The following is a 15141-nucleotide window of genomic DNA, read 5'->3' as shown; positions in this document are numbered from 1 at the left end:
CTTCAGCCCGGCTCGAATGGATGCAGAATAAAAAAGGCACGAATTTTCGTGCCTGTACGGTGCTGGCAGGAATTCAAGCCTGTGGAAGGGGCGGGATCGGTTCCCTGAATGGCCGTCCACGCTTGGCCGGCAGGATCGGCCGCTTCGTCCGCTGTTCCAGTTCGGCCTTGAAAGCATCGGAACCCAGGGGCTGGTTCTTCAGCACCGAAGTAGTCACGAAATCGACTTCGTCCTGGGGAATACCCTGCATGACCAGGTCGGTATAGGCCGCTTCGCGCTGGAACGGGGTGTTTCCCAGTCCCCAGTAGAGCAGGTGGTCGGTTACCAGGCCATCCGTGCGCACGCCGGTATGGTGGGCGTAGCTCGACCAGAGATAGTCCAGCGGCGCCGCCACCAGGGCGGCGCGGACCGGATTGAGTTCGATGTAGCGGCTGCAGGCCAGGAAATAGTGTTCGGTATCGATCAGCGAGGTGCGGAAGCGCCCTTCGAACAGGCCGCCGGTGCGTTCGTACTTATGATTAAACCAGGGAACGTAGAAGCGGCCGACCTTCTGCATCATCAGCGCCAGCCCGACATTGTCGGACGGGGTCGCGAGCAGGTGAATGTGGTTCGGCATGAGCACATAGGCATGGATCGCCACCTGGTAGAAGCGCGCTGCTTCCTTCAGCCAGGCGAGGAAACGCCCATAATCCGCCTCTTCGCGAAAGATCCATTGGCGGTTGTTACCACGCTGGATGACGTGATGCGGCTGGTTCGGGATGATGAGTCGGGGAAGGCGTGCCATGACGTGCTCAAAAGTCGAGCAGGCATTCTAGCTGAGAAATTTTACTCTGTCCCTATTTAATATCAAGATGGCAGAAAATAGCGCTGACTCTGTCCCCAATTAGCGTCCGGCTGCCGCTCTGATTCCATCCCGCTCCTTGAAGCGATCAATTGCTCAATAATTCGACACTGACCCTAATTATCTTCTGGTCAATTGGTCAATAATTCGACTCTGACCCTCATTAAAAATAGGCCGATTTGGGGAAATTGCTTGGAAATTCAACTCTGACCCCAATAAGGGGTCAGGCCAGGGTGAAGCCGGCGGACAGGCTGTAGCCTTCGCCGTAGGCGCTGCGCAGGGGCAGGTCCTGGCCGAGGCCGGAACGTGCTTTCTTGCGCAGGCGGTAGACCAGCATGTCGACGCGGCGGCTGGCGTCCGGGTCTTCGCCGCCCATGCCGGCGACGATCACGTGGCGCGGCACGGGACGGGTGTTGATCGTCAGGAGGTGCAGGAAGTTGCACTCCTTTTCGGTGAGGTCGATCATCTTGCCGCCCAGCTCGAGCTGGCGCGCGCTCACGCGCAGCGTCCACTTGCTCGGCGCCGGCGCCGGGTCGGCGGGACGCACGCGGCGGTCCAGCGCCTCGATGTGGGCGGCCAGTTCCGGGAACTTGATCGGCTTGGTCAGGTAGTGATCGGCGCCCAGGCGCAGGCCGAGGATGCGGTGGTCGAACGCGACCCGGCCAGTGAGTACCAGCAGGCCGATTTCGGGGTACAGCTGGCGCATCCGTGGAATGACGTTGAAGCCGTCTTCGTCCGGCAGGCCGAGATCGAGAACGACGACCGCTGCCGGCGTGCGCGTCAGCGCTGCCCACATCTCGCTCGCGGTCTTGGCGATCGCGACCTCATGGTCGAGTTCCCGCAGGAATTCAGCCATATCGTCCGCGTATTCGCCGTTATCTTCAACAATCAGTATCTGCGTCATGAATGGGACATGTTATTGATCGGTCCGATTATCACTGTTGGGAGAGGATGAGGCAAGCTGTTGTTGTCCGCTAATATGCATGGTGGGCAGCCAGAGCCGGAATTCGGATCCTCCCTCCTGGCTTCCCAGGCGCAGCATGCCCCCATGGACTTCGACAATCGAGCGCGCCATGTACAGCCCCAGCCCGCTGCCGGGCAGGCCGACGGCATTGCGGCCACGGTAGCCCTTGTCGAAGATGTGCGGCGCGTCTTCCGGCGCCACGCCGCCTCCCGTGTCGCGCACCGTGAATTCGATACCGCTGCCGCTGCGGTGCGCGCCCAAGGCTACCGCCGTGCCGGGCGGCGAAAACAGCAGCGCGTTGTCGACCAGGACCTTCAGCGCCAGCCGCAAGCCCTCGGGTTCGCCGCGCAGGCCCGTCATGGCCTCGTCCCGGAGTTCGTCCGCCGCGACGCTTGCCGGGCGCCCCGCCTCGCGCAGCTGCTTCACGCCCGCATCCAGCAGTTCGCGCGCGGCGATCGTGTTCGGCTGGCGCACCTTGCCGATCGCGGCCATGCGGTCGGGCGACAGGTATTCGTCGAGCATGGCGATCAGGCGGTCCGCCGCGACCGCGATCTTGCGATAGCGCTGGCGCACCGATTCGTCGGCGCCATGCGCAGTCGCTTCCAGCCGCTGGATCGCGCCATCGATGGTCGCGAGCGGCGTGCGGAATTCGTGGTTCAGCATGCTTGCGAAGCGGCGCTGGTCGGCCAGGTGGGCGCGCTGCGCCGACAGGTCGCGCATCAGTCCCACCAACGCGTGGCTGCCGTCCTCGTTGCGCAGCACCGTGGTGATCACCTGCAGGCCGACCGGATGGCCGTCGGCATTACGCACGTCGACTTCCTCGATGCGGTGCTCGCCCGGTGCGCCCTTCCCGCTTGCCGCGAGGTGCTCGGCCAGCGGTGCGAGTGCTTCGTGCCTGCGCCCCGCAAGCGCCGCCTCCAGCGCAGCGGCATCGTGGCCCAGCACGGTCGAAAATGCCGGGCTCAGGTAGTGCAGCGCGTACACGGGCAGCGCGATGCTGAAGGCGATGCCGCCATCGAGTTCGGCAATGGTGCGGAAGTGGGAAGCAATGCCGGCCGTGCCGGCGCCAGCGCGCTCCGGATCGGCCGGAGCAGGTGAATCGGCAGCCGTACGACGGGTCATCTGGTGCTTTCTGTTATCGATGAAACAATGTAATTGTTTGTCAGTATATCGTCGCTTGTGCCGGCTTGTATAGACGCCTCCCGGCAGCCTACTGGACGGGGATGACCGGGTGATGAAAAATGCGCCGCGGCGCGCGCAGTTGGTGGATAATTCGCGTCTATGAACGATACCGCTACCCTCCCCCCACTCCCGGACCGGCTCTCGATCGACCCGAGCAGCCCTTTTCATCACCGCGACGTCTTCCAGCACGAGATCGGCATCCGCTTCAACGAGAAGGATCGCCACGACGTGGAAGAGTATTGCATCAGCGAAGGCTGGATCAAGGTCGCCGCCGGCCGCACGCTCGACCGCAAGGGCAAGCCGATGCTGATCAAGCTGAAGGGCAAGGTTGAGGCGTTTTACAAGTAATTCGCCGTTACGAGAAAACTGAAATGACAAGGCGGCTGGTGCAAACCAGCAGCCTTTTTCGTAGGGTGGGCGGCTCCACTCTGAACGATGAGTTGCCTTCAGCGTGAGCGCCGGCCGCGCGTTCAAACCACATAAGAATAGCTGTACTGGCTAATTCGATGCTGGTTGAACGCGCGGTCGGCATGCGCGTGATCTGGTCCGCCGGACCAGATCACCCCTACGGAAAACGCGGCGCTGGCTGATGCCAAGCGCCGCGTTTTTCATCAGGACTGATCAGCTCAGTCTTCGAGCGGCGCGAAGATCGCCTGCAGGTCTTCCTGGGTCAGCGCCATCTTCTGCGATTCCCCATCGGACAGGATCGACTGCGCCAGCTCCGACTTCTTCTGTTGCAGCAGCTGGATCTTTTCTTCCAGCGTGCCCTTGGCGATCAGCTTGTAGACGAACACGGGTTTATCTTGCCCGATGCGCCAGGCGCGGTCGGTGGCCTGGTTCTCGGCCGCCGGGTTCCACCACGGGTCGTAGTGGATGACGGTGTCGGCTGCGGTAAGGTTCAGGCCGACGCCGCCGGCTTTCAGGCTGATCAGGAAGATCGGCACCGCGCCCTGCTGGAAGGCGGCCACCTGGGCCGAGCGGTCGCGCGTCTCGCCGGTGAGCAGCGCGTAGTGGATGCCGCGCGCGGCCAGTTCTTCCTCGATCAGGAACAGCATGCTGGTGAACTGCGAGAACACGAGGATCTTGCGGCCTTCCTGCAGCAGGTCTTCGACCATCTGCATCAGGTCGGTCAGCTTGGCCGACACCGCGGCCGAGTTCTTCTTGCCCGGCATGTTCTTGACCAGGCGCGGGTCGCAGCAGACCTGGCGCAGCTTGAGCAGCGCTTCCAGGATGACGATCTGGCTGCGCGCCACGCCCTTGCGGTCGATCTCGTCGCGCACCTTCTTGTCCATCGCCAGGCGCACGGTCTCGTACAGGTCGCGCTGCGGACCGGACAGCTCGATGCGGCGCACCATCTCGGTCTTCTCCGGCAGTTCCTTGGCCACGTTATCCTTGGTACGGCGCAGCAGGAAGGGCTTGATGCGGCGGCTCAGCAGGACGCGGCGCACCGTGTCGTCCTGGCGCTCGATCGGATGGCGGAACTGGTTGTTGAAGGTTTTCTCATCACCCAGCAGGCCCGGCAGCAGGAAGTGGAACTGCGACCACAGCTCGCCCAGGTGGTTTTCGAGCGGGGTGCCGGACAGGCACAGGCGGTGGTTCGCATTCAGCGAGCCGGCCGTTTGCGCCGCTTTGGAGCGGGTGTTCTTGATGTAGTGCGATTCGTCCAGGATCACCAGGTGATAGTGGTGCTCGCGCAGCTTTTCCTCGTCGCGCGGCAGCAGCGCATAGGTGGTCAGCACGATGTCGGCGCTGTCGATCTGGTCGAACTGGTCCATGCGCTCCTTGCCCTGCAGGAGCAGCACCTTCAGGCTCGGGGCGAAGCGTGCGGCTTCGTCGAACCAGTTGGTCATGAGGCTGGTCGGGGCGATCACCAGGGCCGGGCTGGTGAGGCGGCCCGCTTCCTTCTCGATGAGGATGTGCGCGATCGTCTGGACGGTCTTGCCGAGGCCCATGTCGTCGGCCAGGATGCCGCCCAGGTCGTACTCGCGCAGGAACTGCATCCACGACAGGCCGTCGAGCTGGTAGTCGCGCAGCGTGGCCTGCAGGCCTTTCGGCGGCTCGACCTTCTTCACCGAGCCGAACTGGCTCAGCTTGCGGCCGGTCTCGCGCAGGCGCTCGCCGCCGGTCCAGCGCAGCTCGAGGCCGCGCGCCAGGTCTTCCAGGCGCGCCGCGTCCAGCGTGGACATGCGCATGCGGCCCTTGATCTTGTCGTTGAAGTACAGCTCGCCGAGCGTGGCGAGGATGGGCTTCAGGCGGCCCCATGGCAGCGCCACGCGGGCGCCGTCCGGCAGCGTGGCCAGCATCTGGTCGACTTCGGCATGGGCGGCCAGCACGGCCGGGTCGAAGTCGGCAGGCGCACTGCGGATCAGTTGCACCAGCACCGGCAGCAGCGGCACGCGCTGGCGCGCCACCACGATGCCCAGCTCCAGTTCGAACCAGGCATTGCCTGCTTCTTCCGGCTCGTCGATGTCGGCATACCACTCCTCGACGGCGACCGTGTCGTAGCGGTACTTGGCCGACTTCTGCAGGTGCCAGCCGGCGTCGGACAGGGCGTCGAGGTCGTCCTCGGCGAAGCGCAGCCAGTGCGCCTGGCTGTCCAGCACCAGGGCGCCGGCCATGGCGTTGAAGGGCGCGGTGACCGGCTTGCGGAAACCGATCTCATTGAGTCGATTGAGGGCCGCGGCTTCGGCCTTCGGGTCGCGTTCGATGACCTCGGTGACGTCGCCGATCTGGCGCACCACGCGCTGGGCCGGATCGAAAGATACGCGCTGGCCGTCGTAGTCGTAGGCCAGCACGGCGAAGTCGTGCCAACGCGGCGTGCCGCCGTCGGAAAGCTGCACTGAGTCCAGCAGCAGGTGCGGAATCGGTTTGACGTCATTCCGCAGGCGCTGGGTAAGCGGCTGCGGCAGCGGCATCAGCCCTTGCAGGCCGTGCGCCAGCAGCAGCTGCGAGACGCGCTTCTTGTCGGTGCCGGTGAGAGTCGGCGCCTGGGCCACCAGGGCCTGCAGTTCGGCCAGCGAGATGTCGATGCCGCCGCGATTGAGTTCGAGCGGACCGATCGACAGGTTGTCGATGTACCACGGCGGGTCGGTCGGCAGCATGTAGTCGATCAGGTCGGCCCCGCTATGGGTGGCGCCATTGGCCGGTTCGACCGACCACCCCAGCTTGGCCACGCGGCCTTCGTCGCGCCAGGCCAGGCTGGCCAGGCGGCTCGGGCCGGCCTGCAGCGGGTAGACCAGGCCGTTGGCCATGTCGGACCACGAGTTCGCCCACAGCAGCTTGCCTTGTTCGAGCAGCATCTGGAGCAGGATGGCGCCGACCTTGCCTTTCGGTTCGGTGGCGCTGGTGCCCTGGGCCGAACCGCTGCGCATGGCAATGAAGAAGCGCACCAGGTCGACGTCGTCGCCTTCGAGGTAGGCGGGCGGCGCCGACAGCAGCGAGAACACTTCGCTCACCGGGCTGGCGGCGGCAACGTCGCCGTTCGGGCGCAGGCGCGCCTTGCACAGGCAGATGGCGACGTGGCGACCGCCGCTGGTGGGCGCCATCACGTAGACGAACTTGTACTGCACGGCCTTCGGATCGGCGACCTCGTCGGTCAGCTTGGGCTGCGGATGCGCCGCTGCCTCGACCCTTTGCAGCCAGCTCACCACCGGTGCAGGCAAGGCGGGAGCGCGTGCGGGAGCGCGGGCGACGGCGGGTGCAGCTGCGGGTGCGTCGCTAGCGTTCTCGCGATGATCATCGACTGTGTGCATGGGTCTCGTGTGTCTGTATTAAAAACGACAATAAAGAACATTATCCTTCATACGGACGCTTCCGTTTTGTTCGGAATCGCACGTAGCGGACAAAACTTGTCCGCACCAACCAAGTGCATGCGCCGCATCTTCTCGCATTCGCGTGCAGCCGACTGTTCTCGCATGATCAAGTGCCGCTGTCAAGACTGGCGTATCCACCGCGTTTGCGTATCATTGTTTGCTTGACCTTTTAGAGACATGCGCGCCGGACCCGAACCCGGCATCGCGCGCACACCATCGCACCATGCTGCCATCCATCGAACAACGCCTCGCCCTCGAACTCTCCGCCAGACCCGCCCAGGTCGCCGCCGCCGTCGCCCTGCTCGACGAAGGCGCCACCGTCCCCTTCATTGCGCGCTACCGCAAGGAGGCCACCGGTGGCCTGGACGACACCCAGCTGCGCCTGCTGGAAGAGCGCCTGCGCTACCTGCGCGAACTCGAAGACCGGCGCGCGACAATCGTCGCGTCGATCACGGAACAGAACAAGATGACGCCCGAGCTGCTCGAGGCGATCGCCCATGCCGAGGACAAGACCCGGCTGGAAGACCTGTACCTGCCCTACAAGCAGAAGCGCCGCACCAAGGCGCAGATCGCGATCGAGGCGGGCCTGGCGCCGCTGGCCGAAGCCCTGCTGGGCGACCCGGCACTGAACCCGGAGGAAGCGGCATCGAGCTACCTGCGCGAAGCCTTCACCAACGCGGACGGCGTCGCCAACCTGGGTGTGCCGGACACCAAGGCGGCGCTGGACGGGGCGCGCCAGATCCTGATGGAGCGCTTCGCCGAAGACGCGGCCCTGCTGCAATCGCTGCGCGAATACGTGCAGGAGCATGGCGTGGTCGAGTCCAAAGTGGTGGCCGGCCAGGCGGACGCGGGCGAGAAGTTCGCCGACTACTTCGATTATTCGGAGACCCTGTCCACCATCCCTTCGCACCGCGCGCTGGCCCTGATGCGCGGCCGGCGCGAGGGTGTGCTGGACGTGACCCTGCGCCTCGATTCGGAGCCGGAAAAACCGAAATGGGACGCGCCGCACAACCCGTGCGAAAGCCGCATCTGCGCCGCCTTCGGCATCAAGGGCGCGGGCCGCCCGGCCGACAAATGGCTGCTCGATACCGCGCGCTGGACCTGGCGCGTGAAGAGTTTCATGTACATCGAGACGGAACTCATGGGACTGCTGCGCGAAAAGGCCGAACTCGATGCGATCGGGGTCTTCGCCCGCAATCTCAAGGCGCTGCTGCTGGCCGCCCCGGCCGGTCCACGCGCCACCATGGGCCTGGACCCGGGCCTGCGCACCGGCGTCAAGGTGGCGGTGGTCGACCCGACCGGCAAGGTGGTCGATACCGCCACGGTCTACCCGCACCAGCCGCGCAACGACTGGGACGGCGCCCTGCATGTGCTGGGCCAGCTGGCAGCCAGGCACAAGGTGTCCCTGATCTCGATCGGCAACGGCACCGCCTCGCGCGAAACCGACAAGCTGGCCCAGGACCTCATCAAGCAGAATCCGGAGCTCAAGCTGCAGAAGATCGTCGTGTCGGAAGCCGGCGCCTCGGTGTACTCGGCCTCGGAATTCGCCTCGCGCGAGCTGCCGGAACTCGACGTGTCGCTGCGCGGCGCGGTCTCGATCGCGCGCCGCCTGCAGGATCCGCTGGCGGAACTGGTGAAGATCGACCCAAAGTCGATCGGCGTCGGCCAGTACCAGCACGACGTGTCGCAGACCCAGCTCGCGCGCTCGCTCGACGCGGTGGTGGAAGACTGCGTGAACGCGGTGGGCGTGGACGTGAACACGGCATCAAGCGCGCTGCTGGCGCGCGTCTCGGGTCTATCGACCAGCGTAGCGCAGAGCATCGTGAGCTACCGCGACATGCAGGGCGCGTTCGCCTCGCGCGCCGCCCTCAGGAAGGTGCCGCGCCTGGGCGAGAAGACCTTCGAGCAGGCGGCGGGTTTTCTTCGCGTGATGAATGGCGAGAACCCGCTCGACGCCTCGGCGGTGCACCCGGAATCGTATCCGGTGGTCGAGCGGATCCTGGCGGACATCCAGCGCGACATGAAGGCGGTGATCGGCGACGGCGCGCTGATCAAGTCGCTGAACCCGGCCAGGTATGCGGACGAAAAATTCGGCGTGCCCACCGTGAGCGACATCCTGAAGGAACTGGAAAAGCCGGGCCGCGACCCGCGTCCGGAATTCACCACCGCCACCTTCAAGGAAGGCGTGGAAGCCATCTCGGACCTGCGTCCGGACATGATCCTGGAAGGCGTGGTGACCAACGTCGCCGCCTTCGGCGCTTTCGTCGACATCGGCGTCCACCAGGATGGGCTGGTGCACATCTCGGCGCTGTCGAACACCTTCGTCAAGGACCCGCACACCGTGGTGAAGGCCGGCCAGGTGGTGAAGGTGAAGGTGCTGGAAGTGGACGTCAAGCGCAAGCGCATCGCACTCACCATGCGCCTGTCGGATGCGGCGCCCCAGCCGGGTGCGCAGCCGCAGCAGCGCGGCGACCGCGAGGACCGCAAGCGCGTGGACCAGCACCAGCGCCAGGAAAAACCGGCGTCGAACGCCAGCGGCGCAATGGCGGCGGCCTTCGCCAAGCTGCGCAAGTAATGCGTAGGGTGGTCCGGGGCGCGTAGCCGGCTCTGCCGACCACCCTACTGCCTCAGCCCGCGTGCTTGAGGTACAGCCCGACCATGTACACGCTCAGGAAGCCGAAGCCGATCAGGAGCATGCGCGATTGCGGCATGGCCGGTCGGCCCGTCTTGCGGATCGACAGCCCGTCGCGCACCAGCAGCAGCGCGTAGCCGAGCGCCGCCAGTCCGCAGATGATTTCGCCGGCGCCGCCACGGTTGATGCCGCCGACGAGGTTGAACAGGCCGGGGATACCGAGCAGGGCGGCGATCAGGAAGTTGGTGACGGCGTTGGGACCGCGGCGGGGTGGCTGTTGCATGGCTGGACCTGGGAATGAGGGATGCGCGCGATCATACCGCAGTCGCGGTCGGCGGCCAAAGCGCCCGGCCGAGGCGGCCGTCCCGGTCAGGCGAGGATGCGTACGGCGCTCGCCCCCATCTTCACCATGAAGCACAGGCAGAACAGGCCGAAACAGGCGAAGCCGACCAGGGTGGTGCGGTCGGACGCGAGCTCGATGCGCCGGTCGCGCCCGGCCTGCACGGCGCAGTACAGCAGGAAGCCGCCGGCCAGTAGCTGGGCCAGGCCGAGCAGGATGTCTTCCAGCGGATCGTGGAACATCCCCGTCAGCAGGTCGTACACGCCAGGCAGGATGAACAACGCCGCCATGATCCACAGCAGCGGCGACGGCATGGAGGCGAAACCCCGAGACGTGCTCATGGCGGCTCCAGTATTGATGGCATACCGGCATCATATCGGCGTTTTTCGGCAAAAAACGCGTGGATTGTCACAACCTGCCGCCGCCCCATGCCCGCCCTGCCGAATTCTTATAAAATGACGGCATCTTATCCATTCCCACTGAAGGCATATCATGAGCGACGTTCAAACCTGGATCAAAGACACCGTGACCAACACCCCGGTCGTGCTGTTCATGAAGGGCACCGCCCAGTTCCCGCAATGCGGCTTCTCGGGCCGCGCCATCCAGATCCTGAAAGCCTGCGGCGTCGACAACATCGCCACCGTCAATGTGCTGGACGACGCCGAAGTCCGCCAGGGCATCAAGGATTACTCGAACTGGCCGACCATCCCGCAGCTCTACGTGCGCGGCGAATTCATCGGCGGCTCCGACATCATGAACGAGATGTACGAATCGGGCGAACTGCTGACCCTGCTGAAGAACGGCTGATCGCATGAGCGACCGCCCGCGCCGGATCATTGTCGCCATCACCGGCGCAACCGGCGCGGTCTATGGCGTGCAGCTGCTGCGGCGCCTGTACGCCACTCCCGGCGTCGAAAGCCACCTGGTGATGTCCGACGCCGCCTCCCTCACCCTGCACCAGGAACTCGGCCTGCAGCGGCGCGACGCGGAAAGCCTGGCCCATGTCGTCCACCGCAACCGCGACATCGGCGCCTCGATCGCCAGCGGATCCTACCAGGTCGATGGCATGGTGATCGCGCCCTGTTCGATGAAGACGCTGGCAGCCGTCGCCCACGGACTGTCGGACAACCTGGTCGCGCGTGCCGCGGATGTGATGCTGAAGGAGAGACGCCGGCTGGTGATGATGGTGCGCGAAACACCATTCAATCTAGCGCACCTGCGCAACATGACGGCCGTGACGGAAATGGGCGGGATCGTGTTTCCGCCCCTGCCGAGCTTTTATCACCGTCCTGCGACGATCGACGAGATGGTCGAGCATACGATCGACCGGGCGGTCGACCTTCTCGGGCTCGATAACGCCCACGCCTCCCGCTGGGGCGGCATGAAAGACGCGCAGGGCGACTGAAAGCGTTGCCAGGGCTGCAAGCGCTGCCCGCAGCAGCAACTCAGCTCAGCGCTTGTCGCCGTCGAACGGTTCGTCGGCCTTCTTCGCCTCGCGCGCTTCCTCGATCATCCGCCGCCGGGCATTGCGTTGTCGCATCACCTCGGCATGGCGCGCCGCCGTCATGGGCGGTGCGGTCATCAGTTCCTTGAGCTGGGCGGTGTTGGCGTAGTTGTTTCGCATGCGGCAGCTGCTCCTTGACGTGACCCGGTGGCGGCGGATCCGCTCGCCACTGACGGATTATGACCCAGCTACGGCCGTTTGTGCCGTTCCAGGTTCACGAAAAGTGCAATCGCGAAACTATTTCAGCTCCGGCTTCTGGTGATTCATCCGCACCAGCATGCGGATGAACTCACGCGCCAGCTGGCGGTGATGCTCATCGAGGCGTTGTAAATCTGCAATCAGCTTGACGTCGGCCGATTCGAAACGTGCCGCGCCGCTATTGCCGTCGCTGCCGCCGGCGGCATGTTCCGCGCCGCCGAAGCGCAGCCAGTCGGCAGGCACGCCCAGCCATTGGGCGATCATGCGCAGTTTTTCCTGGGTGGGAATGGCCTCGCCTACCAGCCACTTGCGCGCAGCATGGACGGTGATCGGGCGGCCTTCAAAACGGATATTGAATTCCCTGGCAAGGCGGGTAGGGCTATCGGGCGAGTAGTGAGCATTCTTCAGCGCCTGCTGCAGGCGCTCACTGAAGCTCTCCCGTTCATTAGTTGAATTCATTGTGGAGCTTAGATTCATGTCGGACAACCGGCTTCTTACTGCTGAGAAGCCGCGCGGACAATCATACCCTTAAAAAGTAACAAAGATGTGATTTTTTAATAGAATTTGCATTTTGTACAGCACGAAAATCTTACCTCAATTCCCCATTTGGGGAATGAAAATATAACTTAACGGAAATTTGGACACGACGGCCGCACGTTTCCCTGCATAAAACTATGCACAATCGTTAAATGTTCTTTTTATTAGAACGGGTTCGTCAGGCCAGGACGAAGCGGATCACGCCGTCGGCGCCGGTCATCCGCCGCAGCGCGCCGTCGCGCCATAGCTTATGCAGGTGCGCCAGTGCTTCGCCCAGGGCAAAGCTGAGCTGGTGGGCGTCGAGCTGGCGGTGGAACATCAAGGGCACGATGTCGACGGCGGACTTCGGCTCGGTGCAGGCAGCCATGACTTCGGCCAGTCGGGCTGCATGGTGCGCACGCAGCTGCGTGATCCGGGTGTGCAGGCCGCGGAAGGGCTTGCCGTGCGAGGGCAGCACGAGCGTGTCTTCAGGCAAGTTTGTGAATTTTTCCAGCGAGGCCAGGTAGAGCGCAAGCGGATTGCCTTCCGGCTCGACCGCAAACACCGACACGTTGGTGGAGATGCGCGGCAACACCATGTCGCCGGAAATCAGCACGTTCAATTCTTCCGAATACAAGGACGCATGTTCCGGCGAATGGCCGAAGCCGGTGATCACGCGCCATGCACGGCTGCCCACCTCGACCGTGTCGCCGTCCTGCAGGCGGGTATAGGCGTCCGGCACGGCAGGTACCAGCGAAGGGTAGTAGTTGCGGCGGCTGCGCATCTGTTCCAGCATGGCCGGGTCGAGCAGGCCATGGCGCTCGAAATGCGGAATGGCCGATGGCCCGTCCACGCCCGGCAGGGCCGCGGCCATCATGCGGGCGAAGGCGAATTCGCCGGTCGTGGTCCAGAACGGCGCCCCGAAGCGATCGCTCAACCAGCCTGACAGGCCGACGTGGTCCGGATGGCAGTGTGTGGCGAAGACGCGCAGCAGGGGCGCGCCCTGCAACCCGTTAGTAAGCACTTCCTCCCACGCCACGCGCGTCACCTCCGTGCCAGCGCCGCAATCGACCACGCTCCAGCCGGCACGCCCCTCCTGTTCGTCGCGCAGCAGCCACAGGTTGATGTGGTCGAGCGCGAATGGCAGCGGCATGCGGATCCAGGCCAGGCCGGGCGCCACTTCCTGCATCACGCCCGGCGCCGGAATGGTGTCGCCGAATGGGTAGTGGAGCTGGGCTTCGAGGGAATTCATGGAAAACTTTCGTGTTCGTCGACAGGCGGTCGCGCTACAATGCAATGGCGCACACTTACGTTAACGTAAACGGAAATGCGCAGAGTCGATTGTAAGCGATTACTTGTTTTGCTTCCCTTGCCCAGCTTTCCTATCCCATAGCTCCATGGTTACCTACACCATCGCCGAACTGGCCCGCGAATTCGACATCACTGCCCGCGCGATCCGCTTCTATGAGGACCAGGGATTGCTCAGCCCCAAGCGCGAAGGCGTGGGCGGACGCAACCGTGTCTACACACCGCGCGACCGCACCCGGCTCAAGCTCACCCTGCGCGGCAAGCGTCTTGGACTGACGCTGTCGGAGATCAAGAGCATCGTCGACATGTACGAGTCGCCGCGCGACACCGTCGCCCAGATCAACCGCTTCCTCGGCGTGCTTGCCCACCAGCGCGTGACATTGGAACAACAGCGCGCCGACATCGAGATGGCGCTCGAGGAAATCTCCGCACACGAGGAAGAGTGCCGCCGCCTGCTGGAAGAAAGCGTCGAAAGCAAGGACGCCGCCTGACTGGGCCTGGGAGGTTCGACCTCCCGTTTTTTCGCCATCTAGTTGACGTTTACGTTAACGTAAGAGGCGAGTATCATGCATCGTATTCTGCTCAACCACCGTTCACGAGGACGACATGCTGCATCTCCCAGGCCTGACCTTTGACCATGGCGAAGACATCGCCGCACTGCGCGAAGCCGTACAACAGTTCGCGGCAGCCGAAATCGCACCGCGCGCCGCGGAGATCGACCACAGCGACCAGTTCCCGATGGACCTGTGGAAGAAGATGGGCGAGCTCGGCCTGCTGGGCATCACAGTCAGCGAAGAGTACGGCGGCGCCAACATGGGCTACCTGGCGCACATCGTCGCCATGGAAGAAATCTCGCGCGCCTCGGCCTCGGTCGGCCTGTCCTACGGCGCCCACTCGAACCTGTGCGTCAACCAGATCAAGCGCAACGGCAACGAAGAGCAGAAGCGCAAGTACCTGCCGAAGCTGATCTCGGGCGAGCACGTGGGCGCGCTGGCCATGTCCGAGCCGAACGCCGGTTCCGACGTCGTCAGCATGAAGCTCAAGGCCGAGCTGAAGGGCGACCGCTACGTCCTGAACGGCACCAAGATGTGGATCACCAACGGCCCGGACGCCGACACCCTGGTGGTGTACGCCAAGACCGACCTCGAAGCCGGCCCGCGCGGCATGACCGCCTTCCTGATCGAAAAAGGCTTCAAGGGCTTCTCGATCGCGCAGAAACTCGACAAGCTGGGCATGCGCGGCTCGCACACCGGCGAACTGGTGTTCCAGGACTGCGAAGTGCCGGTCGAGAACGTGCTGGGCGGCGTCGGCAAGGGCGTCAACGTCCTGATGTCGGGCCTGGACTTCGAGCGCACCGTGCTGTCGGGCGGTCCGCTGGGCATCATGTCGGCCTGCATGGATTCGGTGGTGCCTTACATCCACGAGCGCAAGCAGTTTGGCCAGGCGATCGGCGAATTCCAGCTCATGCAGGGCAAGATCGCCGACATGTATTCGACCATGATGGCGTGTCGCGCCTACGTGTATGCCGTGGGCCAGGCCTGCGACCGCGCGACCTCGCCGGAGCAGGTGCGCGCCCTGCGCAAGGACGCCGCCGGCGCCATCCTGTACAGCGCCGAGAAGGCGACCTGGATGGCGGGCGAAGCGATCCAGACCCTGGGCGGCAACGGCTACATCAACGAATACCCGGTCGGCCGCCTGTGGCGCGACGCCAAGCTGTACGAGATCGGCGCGGGCACCAGCGAAATCCGCCGCATGCTGATCGGGCGCGAGCTGTTCGGCGAGACGATGTAAAACATATTAATGGCGTATGTCGTAGGGTGGTCGGGTCCTCCCGACCGCGCGTC

The 15141-nt window shown here is 64.3% G+C and carries 15 protein-coding genes; 6 read left to right on the top strand and 9 right to left on the bottom strand.

Annotated features, from left to right (window positions below; all coding sequences use genetic code 11):
• Positions 1–73: 73 nt before the first annotated feature.
• The 3 genes from AC56KL_RS18525 to AC56KL_RS18515 all read right to left on the bottom strand — a co-directional run bounded on the left by AC56KL_RS18525 (position 74) and on the right by AC56KL_RS18515 (position 2927).
• Entirely contained in the window at positions 74–784 is a 711-nt protein-coding gene (locus tag AC56KL_RS18525) for a transposase (protein ID WP_497181640.1), read from the bottom strand.
• 280 nt (positions 785–1064) lie between these two features.
• A complete protein-coding gene (locus tag AC56KL_RS18520) occupies positions 1065–1745 on the bottom strand; it encodes a response regulator transcription factor (RefSeq protein ID WP_497181639.1) in 681 nt (226 codons plus the stop codon).
• Between the two features lie 12 nt (positions 1746–1757).
• Complete coding sequence (locus AC56KL_RS18515; RefSeq protein WP_497181638.1) at positions 1758–2927, bottom strand: sensor histidine kinase; 1170 nt, start codon at positions 2925–2927, stop codon at positions 1758–1760.
• A gap of 159 nt (positions 2928–3086) precedes the next feature.
• Here AC56KL_RS18515 and AC56KL_RS18510 point away from each other — a divergent pair, with 159 nt between their 5' ends.
• A complete protein-coding gene (locus tag AC56KL_RS18510; RefSeq protein WP_497181637.1) occupies positions 3087–3335 on the top strand; it encodes a DUF3297 family protein in 249 nt (82 codons plus the stop codon).
• A gap of 278 nt (positions 3336–3613) precedes the next feature.
• On the opposite strand, the gene AC56KL_RS18505 is transcribed toward AC56KL_RS18510, so the two are convergent.
• Complete coding sequence (locus AC56KL_RS18505; protein ID WP_497181636.1) at positions 3614–6739, bottom strand: DEAD/DEAH box helicase; 3126 nt, start codon at positions 6737–6739, stop codon at positions 3614–3616.
• 283 nt (positions 6740–7022) lie between these two features.
• On the opposite strand from AC56KL_RS18505, the gene AC56KL_RS18500 reads away from it, so the two are divergent.
• Complete coding sequence (locus tag AC56KL_RS18500; RefSeq protein ID WP_497181635.1) at positions 7023–9374, top strand: Tex family protein; 2352 nt, start codon at positions 7023–7025, stop codon at positions 9372–9374.
• Positions 9375–9426: 52 nt separating this feature from the next.
• On the opposite strand, the gene AC56KL_RS18495 is transcribed toward AC56KL_RS18500, so the two are convergent.
• Positions 9427–9714 (bottom strand): hypothetical protein, encoded by a 288-nt coding sequence (locus AC56KL_RS18495; RefSeq protein WP_497181634.1) that lies wholly within the window; start codon positions 9712–9714, stop codon positions 9427–9429.
• An 86-nt stretch (positions 9715–9800) separates the two neighbouring features.
• Complete coding sequence (locus tag AC56KL_RS18490; protein WP_497181633.1) at positions 9801–10112, bottom strand: hypothetical protein; 312 nt, start codon at positions 10110–10112, stop codon at positions 9801–9803.
• A gap of 151 nt (positions 10113–10263) precedes the next feature.
• On the opposite strand from AC56KL_RS18490, the gene grxD reads away from it, so the two are divergent.
• Positions 10264–10578 (top strand): Grx4 family monothiol glutaredoxin, encoded by a 315-nt coding sequence (grxD, locus tag AC56KL_RS18485; RefSeq protein ID WP_497181632.1) that lies wholly within the window; start codon positions 10264–10266, stop codon positions 10576–10578.
• Between the two features lie 4 nt (positions 10579–10582).
• Positions 10583–11176 carry a UbiX family flavin prenyltransferase gene (locus AC56KL_RS18480; RefSeq protein WP_497181631.1) on the top strand — a complete coding sequence of 198 codons (594 nt, stop codon included), beginning with the start codon at positions 10583–10585 and terminating at the stop codon, positions 11174–11176.
• A 45-nt stretch (positions 11177–11221) separates the two neighbouring features.
• On the opposite strand, the gene AC56KL_RS18475 is transcribed toward AC56KL_RS18480, so the two are convergent.
• The 3 genes from AC56KL_RS18475 to AC56KL_RS18465 form a co-directional block, all read right to left on the bottom strand.
• On the bottom strand, positions 11222–11395 hold the full coding sequence (locus AC56KL_RS18475) for a hypothetical protein (protein ID WP_369091148.1): 174 nt from the start codon (positions 11393–11395) through the stop codon (positions 11222–11224).
• Positions 11396–11512: 117 nt separating this feature from the next.
• On the bottom strand, positions 11513–11950 hold the full coding sequence (locus AC56KL_RS18470; RefSeq protein WP_497181669.1) for a hypothetical protein: 438 nt from the start codon (positions 11948–11950) through the stop codon (positions 11513–11515).
• Between the two features lie 238 nt (positions 11951–12188).
• Entirely contained in the window at positions 12189–13241 is a 1053-nt protein-coding gene (locus tag AC56KL_RS18465; RefSeq protein ID WP_497181630.1) for an MBL fold metallo-hydrolase, read from the bottom strand.
• A gap of 145 nt (positions 13242–13386) precedes the next feature.
• Between AC56KL_RS18465 and AC56KL_RS18460 the strand changes: the two genes are divergently transcribed.
• Both AC56KL_RS18460 and AC56KL_RS18455 read left to right on the top strand, forming a co-directional pair.
• A complete protein-coding gene (locus AC56KL_RS18460) occupies positions 13387–13788 on the top strand; it encodes a MerR family transcriptional regulator (RefSeq protein ID WP_497181629.1) in 402 nt (133 codons plus the stop codon).
• 115 nt (positions 13789–13903) lie between these two features.
• Positions 13904–15088 (top strand): isovaleryl-CoA dehydrogenase, encoded by a 1185-nt coding sequence (locus AC56KL_RS18455; protein WP_497181628.1) that lies wholly within the window; start codon positions 13904–13906, stop codon positions 15086–15088.
• Positions 15089–15141: the final 53 nt, after the last annotated feature.

The organism is Telluria sp. ZB4P34 (assembly GCF_059686055.1).
The sequence above is the reverse complement of the archived record's forward strand: the minus strand, read 5'-3'. Positions and strand labels throughout refer to the sequence as shown.